The organism is Paenibacillus sp. IHBB 10380 (assembly GCF_000949425.1).
GTDB lineage: Bacteria > Bacillota > Bacilli > Paenibacillales > Paenibacillaceae > Paenibacillus_AQ.
The window spans coordinates 201491-219247 of the sequence record NZ_CP010976.1 but is presented as its reverse complement, the minus strand read 5'-3'; the positions used below and the strand labels follow the sequence as shown (position 1 = coordinate 219247).

The following is a 17757-nucleotide window of genomic DNA, read 5'->3' as shown; positions in this document are numbered from 1 at the left end:
TGTAATAAGCAGCTTAAAAACAAACAAAAAGAGGTTGATAAAACGGCTTGGATAAGTCATTTTATCAATCTCTTTTACCTATACCGCTCTATTCATTCGCGCTTCTTCTTTATAGTGCTGACATGAATTTAAAAAGCAAGGATACCTTCATCGCATTACTGGATATTCAGGTTTAACACTTTCACCATAGCTGTGATCATACCCAAATGTAAATTCTCATGAGACATATTTAACTGTACTAGTTCACCAATCGTTTCTGCCTTTGCAAAGTTATCCTTTACGGCTACGGGTTCACCTAGTTTGTCATGAAGCGTTTCTTGTAGAGCATGAAATTGCTCCCGCAGCTGAAGAATAAGAGTATCCCAATGGGGTGGTTCGTCCTGCCAATCTGCTGGTTTAGTTCCATACCCAAATAACTTGACATATGAGTCTGGAATCTTAGATTCCATCCCCGCAAAACCAAGTATGATTCTATCAGCAGTCGTAATAATATGTCCAAGCTGCCAACGAAGACTGTTGTTAAACCCCGTAGGTACAAGATCTCTTTGAGAATCTGGGACATTTTCTACTTGCTCCATTGTTCTTTCTCTCACTTTTTCAATTAGACCGAACAAAAATGCTTCACTCATTCCATTCTCCTCCTCTTTATATACCTTCAGTTAAGTCATGGTATGACTTACTACTTCTACTCCATTGTACTCTTTCCCTGCACATTCCCTATTCCTCTTTTTCTCGTTATCCCTCAGAGGATGAACTCGTGCCAAAGAAGTTCCGGATCTGTCTCTTCCGGAACTTCTTATATTCTATAACTTATTTAGATTTCATCCGAGTGGAGCTCCACATAAGAAACAACAAGTAGGGCGCACCAATCAGCGCAGTAACAATACCCGCAGGCAGCTCTTTGGGAGTCAAGACAATCCTACCTATCCAATCCGCTCCTGCAAGTAGTACGCCACCAAGTAGTGCAGAAATAACCATAGCCTTACGATGATTCGATCCAACTAGCATTCTTGCTGCATGAGGTGCCAACAATCCTATAAAACCAACTGCTCCCACATTCGCAGCAGCGATTGAAGCCAGCAATACAGCAATGATGGCTACATGTAACCTTGTATTGCGAACATTTAGGCCAAGTCCACCTGAACTCTGATCTCCGAAAGATAGAAGATCTACCTTACGTCCCAACAACCAGGCTAGTGGCAATAGAATTAGAATGGTAGGTAAAATGATAGACACTTCTGTCCAACCTCGTCCATAGGTACTTCCTGCCATCCAAGCTAGAGCAGGTGCAACAGCTAATTGGGCATGGACAACCATAAGATTGATTACGGCAGAACCTACAGCTGCTACGGCGATGCCTACGAGGGTCAGAATCGTAGGATTCAGTCCTCTTCTCCAAGATACTGCATATACAATGGTCGCAGCTACCATACCTCCAAGTACTGCACCTACAGGTAGCCAGACAATAGATAATTGAGGGAGCGCAACGATGATCAACAATGCTCCCGCTCCAGCACCACTCGTAACACCTATAATCTGCGGGTCACCCAGCGGGTTCCGTACTGCATTCTGTAACAAGCTTCCGCTTACTGCTAGTGCCATTCCGGACAGACCCGCTGTTAATAAACGTGGCAAACGGAAATCTATTAAAATTTGCCGATACATATCCTCACCATGACCTGTTAATACAGCTAGTACTTGTGATAAAGGAATGGGTAAACTCCCACTAGTGAGACTGAACATCCAAACTACAATTAAGAGAATACTCAATACCATCACCCATAATCTGTATGATCCGAATCTCAGATTATGACCGATATTCATAGATGTACCCGAGTTTTCTCCGCTGCCTATATTACGTGATACCCGCATGGCAAGCCAAATGAGCCAAGGAGCGCCAATAGCAGCAGTTACTGCTCCAACGGGTAGTTCCCCATAAGCATCCACGAAAATTCGGGCCACCGTGTCTGCGCCTACAAGAATAACAGCTCCCCATATAGCTGTAATCGGAATCAGCCATCTATGCTTAGTCACACCAGATAAACGCACTAAGTGTGGTGCTATTAAACCAATAAAACCTATCGGTCCAACGATACTCACACTCACACAGGCTATCAGAATAGCCGCACCCATCGTATAGAACCTTGTAAAGACAACCTTTTGTCCTAAAGAACGTGCTGCATCCTCGCTAAGTGTAAGGATATCCAGATTTCGAGATGCTAAGAACATCACAGTCAATCCAGCAACAATCCAAGGCCAAGAGAAGAGTACACCATCCCAATCGTTCTGAATAAGCGATCCTGATCCCCACAGAAAAATGCCTTGCGTGGTCTGTTGATTTAGCAATATCAAAGCACTCGTCACCGATGAAATGACTAGTGAGACAATCATTCCAGAAAGTGCGATACGAATAGGCGTGCTCTTCCCCCATCCAGCCAAGGCATAGACAGCCATAGCAGCCATGGCTCCACCGATGACGGCTAGTGGGAGCGCATATTGATGGTGCATAGCCGGCCAGAAAATCATACCTGCCACAACGGCAAGATAAGCCCCTGCATTTACCCCGAGTGTGGTCTCTGAAGCTAACGGATTACGTGTAACCGTCTGCATCAAGGCACCAGATACGGCTAATGCCGCTCCGGATAGAAGTCCCATCACTGTACGAGGCATCCGAACACTACGTATCAGATGGTGGTCTGCGATATCCTGTGGTGAGAAGATGGATTGCACAACCGTATTTAGGGATATGTTCGCTAACCCTTGAGTAAGACTGACGAACATAATGATTAATAAAGCCACAATACCGCCTATCAACATCCATAACGGCTTCCAGCCCGCACCTGAATTAGCGTGCTGGGCTGGATGGATATTCATTGGGGCTGAACCTAAGGCAGGCTTCCTCTTGAGCGAACTCATTGTGTCAGTAGCTCAGCCGTTTTCTGTGCCATAATTTGTGCAGACAGTGGACCGCCGTATGGCCACATGTCACCTCCAAGAGCATAAACTCTATTTTCTTTCACAAAATTTAGACCCTTCCACACAGGATTATCCTTCAACTGATTCTCAATAACATTGTCATTATCCTGAATCATGTGTAAGAGATTCGCATCTTGTAGAGCCGGTAATGCTTCAACATCTGCTGTTGTAAATCCGTATATTTCAAATTTATTAGATTTGTGAGCATTCGTCAGGCCGATATGCTCCAGAATTTTAACAGCCATAGAATTATCTGTAGATATCCGGAATGTCACTGCATTCTGATTGCTATAAGCCATAACGAGAGCAAATGGAACTTTATCTTTTCCAGCAGCAACAATTTTAGCCTTAGCATCTTCATAAGTTTTATCTAGATCCTTAAGAACTGTCTCAGCCTCCGTCTTTTTGCCCAGTACATCGGCTATCGTGTTAAAGGTTCTTTCCATCTCTACATACTGATCATCTTGTCCTTCAGCAGGATAAGGTTCGAAAGTAAGCGTCGGTGCAATGTTACTTAGTTCTTTATATGTGCTCTCAACACTTGTCTTGAGCCCAATAATCAAGTCTGGCTTAAGTGAAGCAATAATCTCCATATTCGGCGCCCCACGATCACCCACATCTGTCACATCAGGAGCAATCTTAACGGGAATATTAACCCATTGATTCATACCCTCGATATCCGCAATACCAACAGGTTGAACACCAAGTGCAAGAACATCCTCTGCATAGGACCATTCCAATACGACAACACGCTTCGGGACACCTGTAACTATTGAATCACCCAATGCATGTGTTATGGTTCGCGTCTCTGTAGAACCACTGGCTTTCTCTCCATTTGAAGAGTTATCACCATCCTTGGTGGTTGTCTCTGTAGTCGAAGCGTTACCTTTCGTGTTTGTTCCTTGATTTCCACAAGCAGAAACCACTAAGACCAATAATAATAACAATATGAATGCTGAAGATTTAACAGTACGCAATGAAACCTTCCCCCTCTATTATATCTATCTGTTTCCAATAGGTGATTTATAACAGCTCTCATACCGTTATCGATAACAATTATCATTATCACTCGGTGCTTATCATAATATCTTCTTTTCATAGTGTCAATTCTTTTTTTGCGATTATTTCCGTTTCATCCATTGGACAAAGATCGTAAATAGGATAAGCGAATATATAAAGGGTACAGCTAGCAACCAGATCATTTCTCCACCAGAATACGTTTCATAGTTCATTAACAGATTCATCGAATGAAATGTAGGTGGGAGAATCCAAGTGATCCATTCCAAAGAAGGACCCCATTGGCTCGTGATGCTCCCTTGGCAAAAAGACAGAATAATAACGAATAAAATACCTCCTATGGCGACACTGGACCGACTGACAAATTTGTTATTAAAAAAGACCGCTATCGCCGCTCCAAGAAACGATAATCCCAAATGGGAAAGAAATCCGACAATGATGTCCTCACTTCCAATGGGCCTGTCAAATCTATCGCCAATAATCGGATACGCCATTGCAACAATTAGCAGCAAGAGACTCATTAGAAGTATCGACGAAATTAAACCTATGTAATATTTCGCTGGACTTTTCAAGTGTAATAGCGTTATTTCTTCTTGGATCGGACTTTCAGACTGCATAAAGCTGTAGCAAATCCACGCCGTGACAATGAAAGATAACACAGCAGTAACCGCGAAACTTCCCATCACCGGGTTAGGTTTATAGGTGTAGAACAGCCCGACAAAAATTAAATACGTGAATAACGGTGGGATGAATCTATAAGATCGGTTGTAATTGCGGAGCAAATAAAACAATAAGTTCATATACAATCTACTTCTCCCTCCTATCCATAGATAGTGAATCACTGGCTATCCATTCTTTGTGTTCTGTTGGAGTAACCGATAATACCGAACCACTGCTATTTAGTATCGTTAGTAAGACCTGATCTGAAGCTTCACTTTCAACATATAAATGGTAGTCTCCTTCAACCTTCTCCAATTTCACCACTCCCCTTAATTGCTCCAGATCAGAGATAGAAGTATGTGAGAGGCGCTTGAAATGAATCATGGTATAAGATTTCTGAACCTGCATCGTACTTAATACAACTCTTCCCTGCTGTAAGGAGATGACACGATCTGCCAACTCGTCCAATAGAACAGACTCATGGCACGTCAGAACCATCGAGATATTCTGTCGTTTCAACTCTTGTAATAAGCGTCGTAAATCTTGTTGCGATGTAGCATCTAAACCAGACAGAGGTTCATCCAATACTAGCAGGTCGGGTCGAGCCAGAAGCGACTGCATAATGTTAACTTTCTGAAGCATCCCTTTTGAAAAAAAATTCATTCGGTTGCCCCTAGCTTCCGTTAACCCGAACTGTTCAATCAATTCCTCTATTCGACGGTTTAAAAAATCCTTATTCAATCCTTGGATTTTGCCCATAGACAACAAATATTCCTGAGGGGTTAGCCTTAATTTAGGGAATCGCTCCGGTACATAACTGATTCTCGTCTCTTTGGAAAAGTTACTGTGAACCTTACCGCTTGAAGGTCTAATTAGACCACAAATGATGCGTAATAGGGTGCTTTTCCCAGATCCGTTTGCACCGATCAGCGCTATTGTTTCCTTTTTGCCTATGGAAAAAGTTACATCTCGCAGGACCGGCCTTTGATCGTAATCTTTCGAGATATGTTCTAACTTAATCAAGTCCTCCATGCTATGCTCCTCCATATTGAACGAGATAATTTCGGCTCAACACCAAAATCAGTACTTGAAAAATGTATAGTGTTGATAACTGACCGCTACGCTACGATCAGCATAGAACTCTGTTTCGGCAAGTAATGATTACGGGTAGCCATAATTTTAGATTATATTGTCAGTAACTTTATGTCAATCCATCCTACTGTACAGGATTAGAACACCTCATTATCGAAATTATGAAGTTATAGAGACACAGAAATTAATTTAGGAGAGTGGTACCCAATGATTGAAGAGGTACGAAAAAACAATGTTGAACGTTTTGCCGGTTTTGGTGCACTGTATGATCAGAATCGTCCAAGCGCACCTCAGGAGGTTGTTGATATCCTCACAACCTATTTGCGTAGCAATCCCCAAACGGTTGTGGATGTCGGTTGTGGCACAGGTCTATCCTTATTTATATGGCTGAATAATGCAGAACACATTATAGGTTTTGAGCCCAGTGATGATATGCGTGAGGTTGCATTATCCAAGTGGGAAGCCATCGGGAAGCCGCCAAATCTTAAATTCGAGCAAAGATTATCTCATGAATTAGGACTACCATCCGAGAGTGTAGACATCGTGACCTGTTCCCAATCCTTCCACTGGATGGAGCCGTACAGCACATTGCGCGAATTCGCCCGTATTCTTCGTCCTGGAGGTATTTTCGCCGCTTATGACTGCGACTGGCCTCCCATCTTCGACTGGACAGTTGAAGAACGGTATAAGAAACTTATTGCCCAAGCCGATGCCCGCGTAGCACAATTGGCTCCGCAGGAACAGCATTCGCATAAATGGAACAAGGATGAGCATTTACAGCACATTCAGGAGTCTGGATTGTTCCGCTTCGCCAGAGAAATCGTCTTTCACCATTGGGAACTCTGCGATGCAGACCGATACGTGAACATTGCTTTTAGCCAAGGTGGGCTGCAAACAGCCCTCAAATGGGGCGCGGAAGAGCTCCATACCGAAGTACAGCGGTTTCGTGAATATGTATCACAGGTATTTGCTGGGGAATCCCGTGATATTTTATTCAGCTACCGGATGCGACTCGGAATCGTATAATCCATTTATTCAATCTCCTATGCTGTCCTCGATTCCTTCACAAAAAGAAATAGCCTGCTGACATGTGATCCTGTCAGTAGGCTATTTCGTTTATTTCTCGACATTACTTCTGTCGCTATGTTATATATCTCTATCTCTCGTAAAATGCTTCAAGCTGTCTTACGATTTCTTCCTTGTTATGATCGATAACGGACTGGTGTTGTGACATGGAGAACAATTGTTCAATTTCTGCAGGGAACTCTTGCTTGATGTCACATTGTGCGATCGCTTCATCGAATTTAGCAGGGTGCGCAGTAGCGAATGAGATACAAATCTCATCTTCACCATTATATTCTTCATAAGCGGCAATACCGCAAGCTGTGTGTGGATCTAGCAAGTAGCCATAATCAGCTTTATACTTACTAATCAATTCTAAGCATTGCTCGTTGTTAGCACCATAAGCCTCGAAGTCGGATTTCACACGATCTAGATCCTCTGGACTGATCACAATTTCCCCTTCTTCTTGGAACTTCTTCATGTAATCAGATACTTTCTCAGCATCTTGATCCAAGAAATAATAGAGATATCTCTCAAAATTACTTGCCACCTGAATATCCATCGAAGGACTATACGTACTCTTGAAGTCACCTGGCTTATATTCGCCTGTCTGAACAAACCGTTCAAGAATATTATTCTCATTTGTCGCAATAATCAGTTTATGAATAGGTAAGCCCATCTTTTTCGCCAAGAAACCTGAGAAGATATTACCAAAGTTCCCTGATGGGACGCTAAAGTTAACTTTCTTCGACTTCTCTCCTTGCTCGATTTGAAAGTATGCGTAGAAATAATAGACGGTTTGCGCCAAAATACGGACAAAATTAATCGAATTAATCGCTCGGAGATGATGTTTACTTTTGAAATCTAAGTCTGCAAACAACTCTTTAATAATCTTCTGGCAATCATCGAAATTCCCTTTTACAGAAAGGTTCAATACATTATCATCATCGACTGTTGTCATTTGTAGCTCTTGCACCTTGCTTACTTTCTGGTAAGGATGCAAGATACAGATGCGAATGCCTTCCTTACCTCGTACCCCTTGGATGGCTGCCGCTCCCGTATCTCCCGAAGTAGCTCCAAGAATATGAATGATTTTACCTTGCTTTTTGGATACGTAAGAATAGAATTCACCCATAAATTGCAAAGCTACATCCTTAAATGCAAACGTAGGGCCATGGAATAATTCTAGAATAAAGAGCGAATCATTCATTTTCTTCACAGGTGTGACCTCAGAGTCACGGAAATTAGCGTAGCTCTTATTCACCATTTCCTTCAGATCTTCATAAGGAATCTCTTCATTCGTGTAGTGCGAGAAGATTTGCAGAAATAGCTCATTGTAGCTTAATTTACTCCACTCTTTCAGAGTAGCTGGTGAAATGACCGGGATCTCAGCCGGGATCATCAGTCCGCCGTCATCAGCCAAACCCATGAGCACCGTATCAATAAACCCTTGGGACTCTACATGACCTCTTGTGCTTATAAATTTCATACCCTGCCTCCAATAATACGTATTTAGAATATATGATTCCTATATCTTTAGTTTAATTATATCTATAATACCTTTACTAGGAGCTTTAACCCAACAATTATTTTTTAGCAAAATGATCTAATCAAGTAAATAAACATGTTTTGCAGTATAATTTAAATAAATATTACCAATAGGAGGAATCTAATGAGATTATTCACTCCCCATATTCATGCTATACGTATATCGATACTATCTACCCTGTTATTCATTGGAGCGAGCACGGTAATACCACTACAACAGACTGTTGCAGCGGAGGACCTTAAATCTCCATTAACAGGTGCTTATGATGTCTCTGCAAGTCAAATCGTATATGTGACCTCTACAAGTGAAATAAACACCCTGAATCTCTATGATCCAAAGCAAAACCAACAAGAAACACTCGTTAACTCAAATGAACGACTGCTTGATCCAGACTTTTCTCCAGACGGCTCAAGTCTTGCATTCATCGAAGCTAACGCGTACGGCTCCTCTGAGCCTAGAAGCTCGATTAAGATCGTCAATCTTCGCACGGGCGTGACCACCGTACTGCTTGAAAAAGACAGTAATATCACAGAGATTGAATGGGCCCCTGATGGAGATTCCGTCTTTTTCCTACAAGCGGGTAGTTTCAAAAACTACTCTCCCATCGCGTCCAAACGTGCCCATGATTTCGATGTGTATGAGCAAAATTTAACTAAAGAAGAACCTATCAGGCATACATATCTCGAGAAATATGAATTAGACTCCTTACAAATATCCAAAGATGGGCAATACATCTACGTCGCAATGATGGATGACGCTCATGCTAAAACTGCTGACGATATATTCAACGCGAAGCAAAAGATTTTTCAATTCCCACTTAACGATACAAAATCTGAAGGCACAGTCATCTCACCTACACGCGAGAGAGATATTTACGATTTCACTTGGAACGAAAAGTCAGATCTTCTCTACTACCAATCCGTTGCTAAAACGGATGACAAAGGCACATTCGAGTATGAGTTGTATTCCTATGAACCGTCAACTACTAAAGAGAAGCAACTGACATCGCTTGGTGAATTTACAAATCATCCCGTCTCCATAGGAAATACACTATATTTTATGGTAGATAAGGCATTTGCCACGTCTACATCTGATTATTCATTGTATATGATTGATTCTCCTAACAGTGAACCTAAACAAATTGAACTGCCCATTCAAGTACCAGCCGTGAAAGATTCAGTCAACAGTAAAAACAACCGTTCAGCACTAGAAGTTTTCTTTAAGATGCTCTTCTAATGTTCTGCCTAACCCATGAAATGAAAATTACAATTAAATAAGATCAAGGTTATGTCAAATAAAAGAGCCAAGAAGTACGATGATATCGTACTTCTCGGCTCTTTTTCCAACTCATTATTTATCTACAATTCTCATTAATAATTCTTAGTTGTCAGTTGATCCAAGCTTTTGAACTCATATCCCTGTTTAAGCGTGTCATCGATAATTTGCCTCAAAGCGTCTGCGTTATCCTTAGAAACAGAGTGAAGTAATATTACAGCGCCTGGATGAAGTTGCTTCATGACATGATCATAAGCATATTTTGATCCTTTTTGGTCCTTAGTATCCCAGTCTTTATAGGCAATCGACCAGAATACATTCGTATACCCAAGTTCCTTACTTACTTCAAGCATTCGTTTACTAAAGATACCTTGGGGTGGGCGCATAAAACGCATTTCTTTCTGTCCTGTTGTTTCTAGGACTTGATTCTTCAATTTTTCAAGCTCGTCTGTCACACGGCTATTAGAAATTTGGCTCATATCTGGGTGCCCCCAAGAATGATTTCCTACAATATGACCCTCATTCGCCATTCGCTTTAATAGCTCGGGTTGATCTTTCGCATAATGTCCTGTTACAAAAAAGGCGGCCGGTATTTTTTTCTCCTTCAAAATATCTAGAACCTTTACTGTATATCCATTCTCATACCCATTGTCAAAAGTGAGGTAAATTTCTTTCTTCGTTGTATCGCCTAAAAATATAGCACCATTTTCCTTCAATATCCCCTTAAAGGCTTCATTATCAATAGAAGGTAGCGCACCATTCTTACTCTTTATGAAACCATAGTGATGTGGGACATCTGTAGCTACTACCGTATTCGAAGGAAATAATGTAACAAATAATCCTAACACCATCCACAATAGGAACAATCGTTTCACTAATGTAACACTCCTTATATAGAAATTTTTATTATACTCTTGCCTTAATTTTGTCCTATATGGTATCTAATTTGATTGGAACCCAATAATTTAGATATCGTTACGAAGCTGTACCCTTGTTCTTGTAACTCAGGTAAAATCACCTTTAAGGCTTTAACGGTTTGAGATTTACCAGATATTCGATCATGAAATAATACGATATCGCCTGAATGGGCATTGGAGACCACCCGATTCACAATCTGATGCACTCCCGGTTTACTCCAATCCTTGGAATCCTGATACCATGTCCACAAAATCACGGTATATCCCAGTTGCTCTGCTGTCTTCATGATTAGATCATTACAGTACCCTCCTGGTGGACGAAATAAGATTGTCTGCTGACCTGTAATTGACAAGATTTCATTCTCAGACTTTACAATTTCCTCTTTTACTTCCTCTTTGGATAAATGTTTGAAATCCGTATGACTATACGTATGGTTCGCTAATTCGTGCCCTTCCGAAACTTCTCTGCGCACAATATCCGGATATTTAGTTGCTTGTTCTCCAACTACGAAAAAAGTTGCCTTAGCATGATATTGTTTTAGAACATCTAGAATTTCATTGGTTTCCTGAGGATCAGGTCCATCATCAAAAGTGAAGGCGATCCATCGGTGATCTGTCTGAACTTTTTTGATAATACCTTGTTGTTCTGTATATTGATGTAATTGTTTCTCAACAGGAATAGATGTTACCTCATGGTGAAATGGGAGACCACAAACAAAAGGTAAGAATAATAAACTCCAAATATTCAATATTTCCTCCTACATATATATATAGTTACAGTGCGCCACGCCTTTTGAGGGTGATCTAAATGTTTCGGTTCAACCCCTTATCTTATTAAGATGTGTATACCGTCCATTATTTATGCACGCACCAAAGAAGCCTCATCCCTCTCATAAAGGACAATGCCCCGAATACTATCGGTCTTTCTCTTCTAAATAGCTATATCTTATGTATAAATTGCTTCTTTTCGTATTATTATTCTCATTCCCTCTTCCCAAGTAGCCCATAATGCCTTATGGTTATATAGGAAAAATAACCATATAGACTAAAATAGAGGTGTATATCATGTCCAATGTATCTGCGACACACGCGTCGCCCATGAGTGGTAATTTATTCAGGAACCGATTTTACCAAACCATACTCATATCAAATTTATTCCTGCAAATCGGAATCTGGGTTAGAAACTTTGCCATCCTCATGTTTGTCACTGATAAAACGAACAACGATCCTATGGCGATTTCTCTCATTTCGGTAGTTGAATTCGCACCTATCTTTGTCTTCTCCTTCATCGGAGGTGCGTTCGCCGATCGTTGGAGACCTAAACGAACCATGATCTGGTGTGACTTTCTCTCCTCTGCTTCCGTGCTTATCGTCCTCTTGACGTTACTGTACGGTTCGTGGGAGATGATCTACCTCGCTACTTTCGTCTCCGCCATTTTATCGCAGTTTTCTCAGCCATCTGTCATGAAGTTATTCAAGCAACATGTACATCCCGACCAGCTGCAACAAGGTATGGCATTGTTCCAATCGCTTGTCGCTATCTTTATGATCATGGGACCTGCTCTCGGTATTTTCTCATATAATCAATTTGGTATTCATATCTCCATAGCCGTGATGGGTGTTGCCTTCTTATTGTCCGCCGTCGTGCTCTTCCGTCTTCCACCCGATGAAGTACAGGAAGAAACTGGTGAACCCAAGGCCCTGAATTTACGTAAAGAACTGGCTGATGGGTTTCGCTATGTATGGCAAAGTCCCGTGTTGAAGGTACTCGCTGGTGCATTTGCTATTGCTGGGTTCTCCGTTGGGATCATTCAGACTCTAGGCCTATTCGTGGTCACAGAGCGACTGGGTCAACCGAAAGAGTTCCTACAGTTTCTCTTAATGGTTAATGGTGCTGCTATGTTAGTTGGTGGGGCTATTATCATGACCCTTGCCAAAAAGGTGTCTCCACAAATTCTGCTTGCATTTGGTATGAGCGTTAGTGCCTTATGTATCGTAGGTATGGGATTGTCCACAAGCATTCCTCTAACGTTAGCGTTACAATTTATAAATGGACTCACTATGCCTTGTATTCAAATCGGCATCAACACCCTAATCTTACAATGGACCGAACAATCCTACGTTGGGCGTGTAAACGGCGTACTTAGTCCTATGTTTATGGGAATGATGGTCATCATGATGTCCTTAGCAGGAGTCCTCAAGAAGCACTTTCCACTCGTGGAGATTTATTGTGTATCCGGTATTGTCTTGTTGGTGGGTGCTATGATCCTGATTCCCATCTTCAAATATAAACCTGAACCTTCTTTAGCCACGGTATCCTCCACCGAGACAAGCTAAGAATGATAAGAATTCTTAGAATTCTAAGCAATCAATAAAGGAATGACAGGATCACGAACTTAAAACTGTTTAATAAGCAAAAAAAGTTTTTCCGCAAAAGTGGAGAAACTTTTTTTGCTATTCAATGCCTATTATTTCCTATCCTTAAATAAATCCACCATTCACTCTAATCGTCTGTCTCGTACTCCATTGCCCCTGTCCCCTCACTAAGAACTCAATCCCATTAGCAATATCTTCGGGTTCACCTACTCCATCTGTCTCATCTTGTTGGAAAGTAAACTTTTCTCCAGTCTAATGTAAAACAGTTCATTATATAATTCTTGCTCTATCGCATGAATACTGCGTGTTACCTTCTTGACTGTTTCTAGATGCAACATCCCGGCTTTCATTGAGATTACCGCTAACGTATCCATCATCAACTCCCCGCAGGTCTGAAGTTTAACTATGTATTGGTCTTCTTGTTCTACCATGTCTTCGTATTGGTTGGATAAGTCGTTTAGATTCTGTTGGAATTTCAATGGATCTCCTCCCTTATATAGAAATGACAATAACATATTAAAGAGCTATTGGTGGTACTGATATGCGTATCAGATAGAGATTAAACTGCTACACCTCTTATCCAATCCTTCATGTTCATAAGAGATTGCTTTTTCCTCTGATTATCCCTAGAATAACTACTCAAACAGGCAGTCGACTAATTAGTCGACTGCCTGTTTGAGTATCTCTATAACAATTAATCCTATTTCATTCAACAATACTAATGAAGCCACATTTTTACTATTTCTTCGAAAGAGTAAATCCTTCTTCTCGCAAATATTCCTTCGCTTCTTTCAATGTTTCAAATACCATTTCAACGTTCTGCCCCGTGTAGATGTACCATAAATCGTCATCATGTACGAGAGAAAGCAGTTGCTCATCATCATTGGTCCACACTTCTGCCTCGTGAAAGTTACTTTCCGCTATAATGCGGTCACCTACGGAATGGATCTCTTCTCGACTAGAAGAAAGTGAATGAATGGAAGCCTCTACGAGCGTCTTCAATTCGTCCGCAGTGAATTCTCGGATATTTACAAACCCTTTCTCGTCAGAGTCATACCCTTGTAGAAGGCCCGCATAGACGAATCCATTCCCATTCGGATGAAGGTGAAGCGCAATCGTCTTTTTATCCTGCTGGCTCTCTTCAAAGTGGAAATTCACTCGACCGAGAGATACATTCTTTCGTTGTAATTTAGGGAAAGATTCTAGAATCTGAAGTTTTTGTTCAAAGGATAACATAGGACCTCCGGCGTACGATTTTATAGTGTATGGATTATACCATATCCTTGGCATACAGACCATTTGTAGCTCCTATCGAGCTCAAAATCAGTAGTTCTTGACAGTCTTAGCTATCAAGCGCCGAACATCACGAATTCGGTTGGGGGTATCCATAGTAGAATGGTTCAGGATATCACAAAGAGAAACAAGATCCTCAAGTTTGGATAGGAGCTTCCAGTTTCCTTCAAGAATCCCTCCATGATCCTGGTAAGCCTGAATAAAATGCTGTTCAAATATTGAACCATCCTCTTCATACCGCAACATATTAGCGATATCGGCATATCTCCTCCAGGAAAATGCAAACTCCCAATCCAGTACTGCTGATACAGCATATCCTGTTGGGCTTTGTTGCATCAGTATATTTAAACCGTTGAAGTCTGAATGAACAAGTACGGGTGTTTCTTCGTATTCCGATAATAATGAGCCATGGGTTTGGCAAAAAAACCATAACTCTTTTGCGAGTTCCTCCCCCAACCATTTACCGGATGGACTATGAAAAAGACTTTGTTCCATAAGGGAAAGAAATTGCTCACTGTCCATGCTGAAAGGCTGTGAAATATTCAGATTTTTATCGAAGAACCCGGATTGTGGAAAAGTATAGCTATGTATATTGGCAAGCGTTTTACCTACAGATGCTGCAGCTGAGCCGATATCCTCGATAATTCCAATTTTAAACACATCACGTAAAAGGATTCCCTCTTTCCATTCCAAGATGGCCCATGATTTATCGAATGTATCACAGCTTGTATCGATATATATGTAATCAGCGACAGGCACGGTTTCAATCACGAGCTTCGAGATGGCAAGCTCTTTGTCTGCAATCTCTCCCTCTCCTCTAAACAGACGAAGCACGTAGGGATTGACGCTTCCTTCCAGATGTACTTTGTAGTTGGAATTACTGAAACCACCACCTAATCGTTCAGCTGCAACTACCACTTTACCTGAAAGGACAGGTTCAATGATTTGATTTATTTGCTTTAGGTCAAGAGAAGTAGGAAGTTCTGTTCTTTCCCATCCTTCTTTCACGATCTCATCTCCTCCTTGTGTTGCATAACTTACCCATTATGGAGGCGTTTTTTGATTAAGTTAATCCATGTGTATTTATACTAACTTATCCCACCAAGGGTGTACCTCATATACACATAGCCCATCATGCTCGCCGAAGATCTCCATATCCTCACGCTCCTCGGGTGTAATGCTATTCACCTTTTGGACAGATTCAACATAATAGGTCTTCTTAGATAGGTTGGACACAAACACAAACCTACCCTCATAGCCCGGGTTTTCTACCAACACATCACTTGGGATTCCTGTTACTACTACAACTGCATTTAGAGCCATCTCTTCTGTCACCATGATATTCCCCTCTTATCTTTTATCGCTATTCCTTTGCTGCTCAATATTACAACATTACACTATTTCACTGGAGAAGTGAATCATTCTACTCGATCCTCTACAATGATTGCTTTCTCACATAGCTTTCTTTACCTCCACGATATGACTATATTGAGATACCTTCAGCGAGAAAAAAAGAAGTACCTCCATTAAAAACATCGGAGGTACTTCTTTTCAAGAATTATTTCAAACTCAGTGGATGCGTAAGACCTTCGATTTACCTTAACCCTTATTCACATGATGGAAACAGGGCATCCAGAGCAGGACAAGGTTGCCGATCCAGAAACTCACTCAATGGTGCCGGCATATTACTAAAAATTTTGTTTAATTCAGTTCCTTTATATATGTTCCCAATAATGACTGGATGACACAACTCTGATATAAGCACATCCCCGTTGCCATGAAGATGAAGCTGTGTCTTTCCTTCGATACAGTGAGGAAAGAATACACCCGGTTGCTCGTGAAAGCCTAGTTTCTCTGCGAAACGATCCATACACGTAAAATACAGCACAGTATCCTCTTTCTTGTGCTTGATAAGGTCATTTACTGCGTTCTTTAAAGCTTCACGAGCAGCTATGGATTTCCAACCTGTATGGTCCATAATAATACTATTCTGTATCTCATGGGTTCGCACACCTAATTGATATACGTGATCACTAATCTCCTTCATATGATGCTCGGTTTCACTGAAGAGCAACGTTTCAAGCACCGTATCTACAGAAGTTGCTGCAAACATAGCAATATTCTCTCTTATTTTCTCATATATACGGGGATGGATATTGTAATATCGAGAAAATTCCTCAGCTGATGTAAAGTTAAATGAAATATGAATTGTCGTTAGACCTGCCTCAACCAATTGCTGAATACGTTCAGCATTCAATAGACTTCCGTTAGAATTTAACTGTGTTTGAATACCTCTGGATGCACAATAAGCAACGACCTCGACACAGTCCTGAAACTTCAAGGTGACCTCACCACCGGATAGTCTAACTCTTTTTAACTTAGGGAGTTCTTCCAGCACGCGGATAATCTCTTTGGCGTCGATACTTTGTCCATCATTTCTATGGTAAGCACAGCAGTAATCACAGCGAAAATTACAATTAGAGGTAACACCGATCTCTAACCCTTCCAATTCGTAAGTAGTCGGTTTTTCTAGCTCTAATGATTTATACATCATGGTTATTATTTACCTCCTGAAGATTAAGATCATGGGTCAAAATACGCTCAACCTAGTGATTATATAGATTTATCCTCAGTGTTTGTATGATGTATCTAACAATGACTACTATTATATTAGTTCTTCACGCTATGTAACATAAAGAAACCCAAGCAATAGCTTGGGTTAGGTAACAAATACAAGAGAGATTTCGGAGAGCATGATCACATGGAACAACCACTATCACCGATGTTGGTTTTATTGAAGGCCGATACCATTACTATTATTGTTAGGCAATTGCGGTTGTCCTGGGGATTGAACGTAGGTGTTCAGCATGGTTTGTATATCTGAAGTTGCCAGCTGAGGGACCTGGTAGTAGGCATGCTTGTTTTGGTACAAGAATATTTCATAGGCCATTTCGATGTAGTTCTCTACTTGAGAAGCAAGTACACGACGCACAACGGGATTAACCACCTCAACTGCCGCCATGGTCAGAAGCGAAGCATTCGTTTTTATCAAACCAAGCATATATCCACTAATTCCAGCATCCTTGACATCGTTTAACGATTGATACGGCTTTTTAGGCTGACTTGGACTAAGACCATAATTCACCTGTGCCACTTCTTGCATCATATACGTGGATGTTTCTTGACTTGGTTTTTGACCTGAAGTAAAGCATTCTGCCGTCAGGTTGTACTGGGAGAGTATGAAATTGTATTGACGATCTAAGATGGATAGAAGCTCCTTATCCTGTACGAGGGGTCTGAAGATCATGAATTGATCAAGAACACTGATCATACCAGACAACACTTCATGCATATCAAAAAGTTCATGGCCCCCGTGATTCCTATTCAACATCGCTGGTGGTTGATTATTCAATTGGTTCTGGCTCTGCTCCTGCATTGTTTAGCCTCCTTCAGTGAATTTAAGAATGGTAATTCAACTTCCATATCTTGAGTGTTTCGGGGCTTATTTATACATGGAGCAAAATGGAAGTAGTATTAAAT

The 17757-nt window shown here is 41.1% G+C and carries 17 protein-coding genes and 1 pseudogene; 3 read left to right on the top strand and 15 right to left on the bottom strand.

The features are described 5' to 3' along the window. Positions 1 to 155: 155 nt before the first annotated feature. The 5 genes from UB51_RS00895 to UB51_RS00875 all read right to left on the bottom strand — a co-directional run bounded on the left by UB51_RS00895 (position 156) and on the right by UB51_RS00875 (position 5685). Positions 156 to 629, bottom strand: a complete 474-nt coding sequence (locus UB51_RS00895; protein ID WP_044875666.1) for a DinB family protein — start codon at positions 627 to 629, stop codon at positions 156 to 158. Positions 630 to 810: 181 nt separating this feature from the next. Further along, on the bottom strand, positions 811 to 2874 hold the full coding sequence (gene fhuB / locus UB51_RS00890) for a Fe(3+)-hydroxamate ABC transporter permease FhuB (protein WP_144406928.1): 2064 nt from the start codon (positions 2872 to 2874) through the stop codon (positions 811 to 813). A gap of 38 nt (positions 2875 to 2912) precedes the next feature. After that, positions 2913 to 3953 (bottom strand): ABC transporter substrate-binding protein, encoded by a 1041-nt coding sequence (locus tag UB51_RS00885; protein ID WP_044875665.1) that lies wholly within the window; start codon positions 3951 to 3953, stop codon positions 2913 to 2915. A 144-nt stretch (positions 3954 to 4097) separates the two neighbouring features. Further along, complete coding sequence (locus UB51_RS00880; RefSeq protein WP_044875664.1) at positions 4098 to 4799, bottom strand: hypothetical protein; 702 nt, start codon at positions 4797 to 4799, stop codon at positions 4098 to 4100. Position 4800: 1 nt separating this feature from the next. Then, positions 4801 to 5685, bottom strand: a complete 885-nt coding sequence (locus tag UB51_RS00875) for an ABC transporter ATP-binding protein (RefSeq protein WP_044875663.1) — start codon at positions 5683 to 5685, stop codon at positions 4801 to 4803. Between the two features lie 267 nt (positions 5686 to 5952). Here UB51_RS00875 and UB51_RS00870 point away from each other — a divergent pair, with 267 nt between their 5' ends. After that, a complete protein-coding gene (locus tag UB51_RS00870; RefSeq protein WP_044875662.1) occupies positions 5953 to 6771 on the top strand; it encodes a class I SAM-dependent methyltransferase in 819 nt (272 codons plus the stop codon). Between the two features lie 130 nt (positions 6772 to 6901). Here UB51_RS00870 and thrC read toward each other — a convergent pair whose 3' ends face one another. Further along, positions 6902 to 8296: a threonine synthase gene (gene thrC / locus UB51_RS00865; RefSeq protein WP_044875661.1), complete on the bottom strand. Its 1395-nt coding sequence runs from the start codon at positions 8294 to 8296 to the stop codon at positions 6902 to 6904. A gap of 183 nt (positions 8297 to 8479) precedes the next feature. On the opposite strand from thrC, the gene UB51_RS00860 reads away from it, so the two are divergent. Beyond that, positions 8480 to 9592, top strand: coding sequence for a TolB family protein (locus tag UB51_RS00860; RefSeq protein ID WP_044875660.1), 1113 nt, complete (start codon positions 8480 to 8482; stop codon positions 9590 to 9592). A gap of 134 nt (positions 9593 to 9726) precedes the next feature. On the opposite strand, the gene pdaA is transcribed toward UB51_RS00860, so the two are convergent. Together pdaA and UB51_RS00850 are read right to left on the bottom strand one after the other, a co-directional pair. Continuing rightward, the gene (gene pdaA, locus UB51_RS00855) at positions 9727 to 10482 is read right to left on the bottom strand and encodes a delta-lactam-biosynthetic de-N-acetylase (RefSeq protein ID WP_144407078.1); all 756 of its coding nucleotides are present in this window, start codon (positions 10480 to 10482) and stop codon (positions 9727 to 9729) included. A 68-nt stretch (positions 10483 to 10550) separates the two neighbouring features. Next, positions 10551 to 11297, bottom strand: coding sequence for a polysaccharide deacetylase family protein (locus tag UB51_RS00850; protein WP_234405516.1), 747 nt, complete (start codon positions 11295 to 11297; stop codon positions 10551 to 10553). A 316-nt stretch (positions 11298 to 11613) separates the two neighbouring features. Between UB51_RS00850 and UB51_RS00845 the strand changes: the two genes are divergently transcribed. Then, positions 11614 to 12885: an MFS transporter gene (locus UB51_RS00845; RefSeq protein ID WP_044875658.1), complete on the top strand. Its 1272-nt coding sequence runs from the start codon at positions 11614 to 11616 to the stop codon at positions 12883 to 12885. A 144-nt stretch (positions 12886 to 13029) separates the two neighbouring features. On the opposite strand, the pseudogene UB51_RS28640 reads toward UB51_RS00845, so the two are convergent. The 7 genes and pseudogenes from UB51_RS28640 to UB51_RS00815 form a co-directional block, all read right to left on the bottom strand. Continuing rightward, a pseudogene (locus UB51_RS28640) lies at positions 13030 to 13134 on the bottom strand (3-ketoacyl-ACP reductase); the annotation flags it as partial. After that, positions 13131 to 13403: a hypothetical protein gene (locus UB51_RS00840; RefSeq protein WP_234405515.1), complete on the bottom strand. Its 273-nt coding sequence runs from the start codon at positions 13401 to 13403 to the stop codon at positions 13131 to 13133. The gene UB51_RS00840 and the pseudogene UB51_RS28640, both read right to left, overlap by 4 nt. Positions 13404 to 13662: 259 nt before the next feature. After that, entirely contained in the window at positions 13663 to 14160 is a 498-nt protein-coding gene (locus UB51_RS00835; protein WP_044875656.1) for a hypothetical protein, read from the bottom strand. An 87-nt stretch (positions 14161 to 14247) separates the two neighbouring features. Further along, complete coding sequence (locus UB51_RS00830; RefSeq protein WP_044875655.1) at positions 14248 to 15225, bottom strand: phosphotransferase family protein; 978 nt, start codon at positions 15223 to 15225, stop codon at positions 14248 to 14250. Between the two features lie 75 nt (positions 15226 to 15300). Next, entirely contained in the window at positions 15301 to 15555 is a 255-nt protein-coding gene (locus UB51_RS00825; RefSeq protein WP_044875654.1) for a hypothetical protein, read from the bottom strand. Between the two features lie 268 nt (positions 15556 to 15823). Then, positions 15824 to 16771, bottom strand: coding sequence for a radical SAM protein (locus UB51_RS00820; RefSeq protein WP_044875653.1), 948 nt, complete (start codon positions 16769 to 16771; stop codon positions 15824 to 15826). Between the two features lie 237 nt (positions 16772 to 17008). Continuing rightward, the gene (locus UB51_RS00815) at positions 17009 to 17653 is read right to left on the bottom strand and encodes a spore coat protein (RefSeq protein WP_044875652.1); all 645 of its coding nucleotides are present in this window, start codon (positions 17651 to 17653) and stop codon (positions 17009 to 17011) included. Positions 17654 to 17757: the final 104 nt, after the last annotated feature.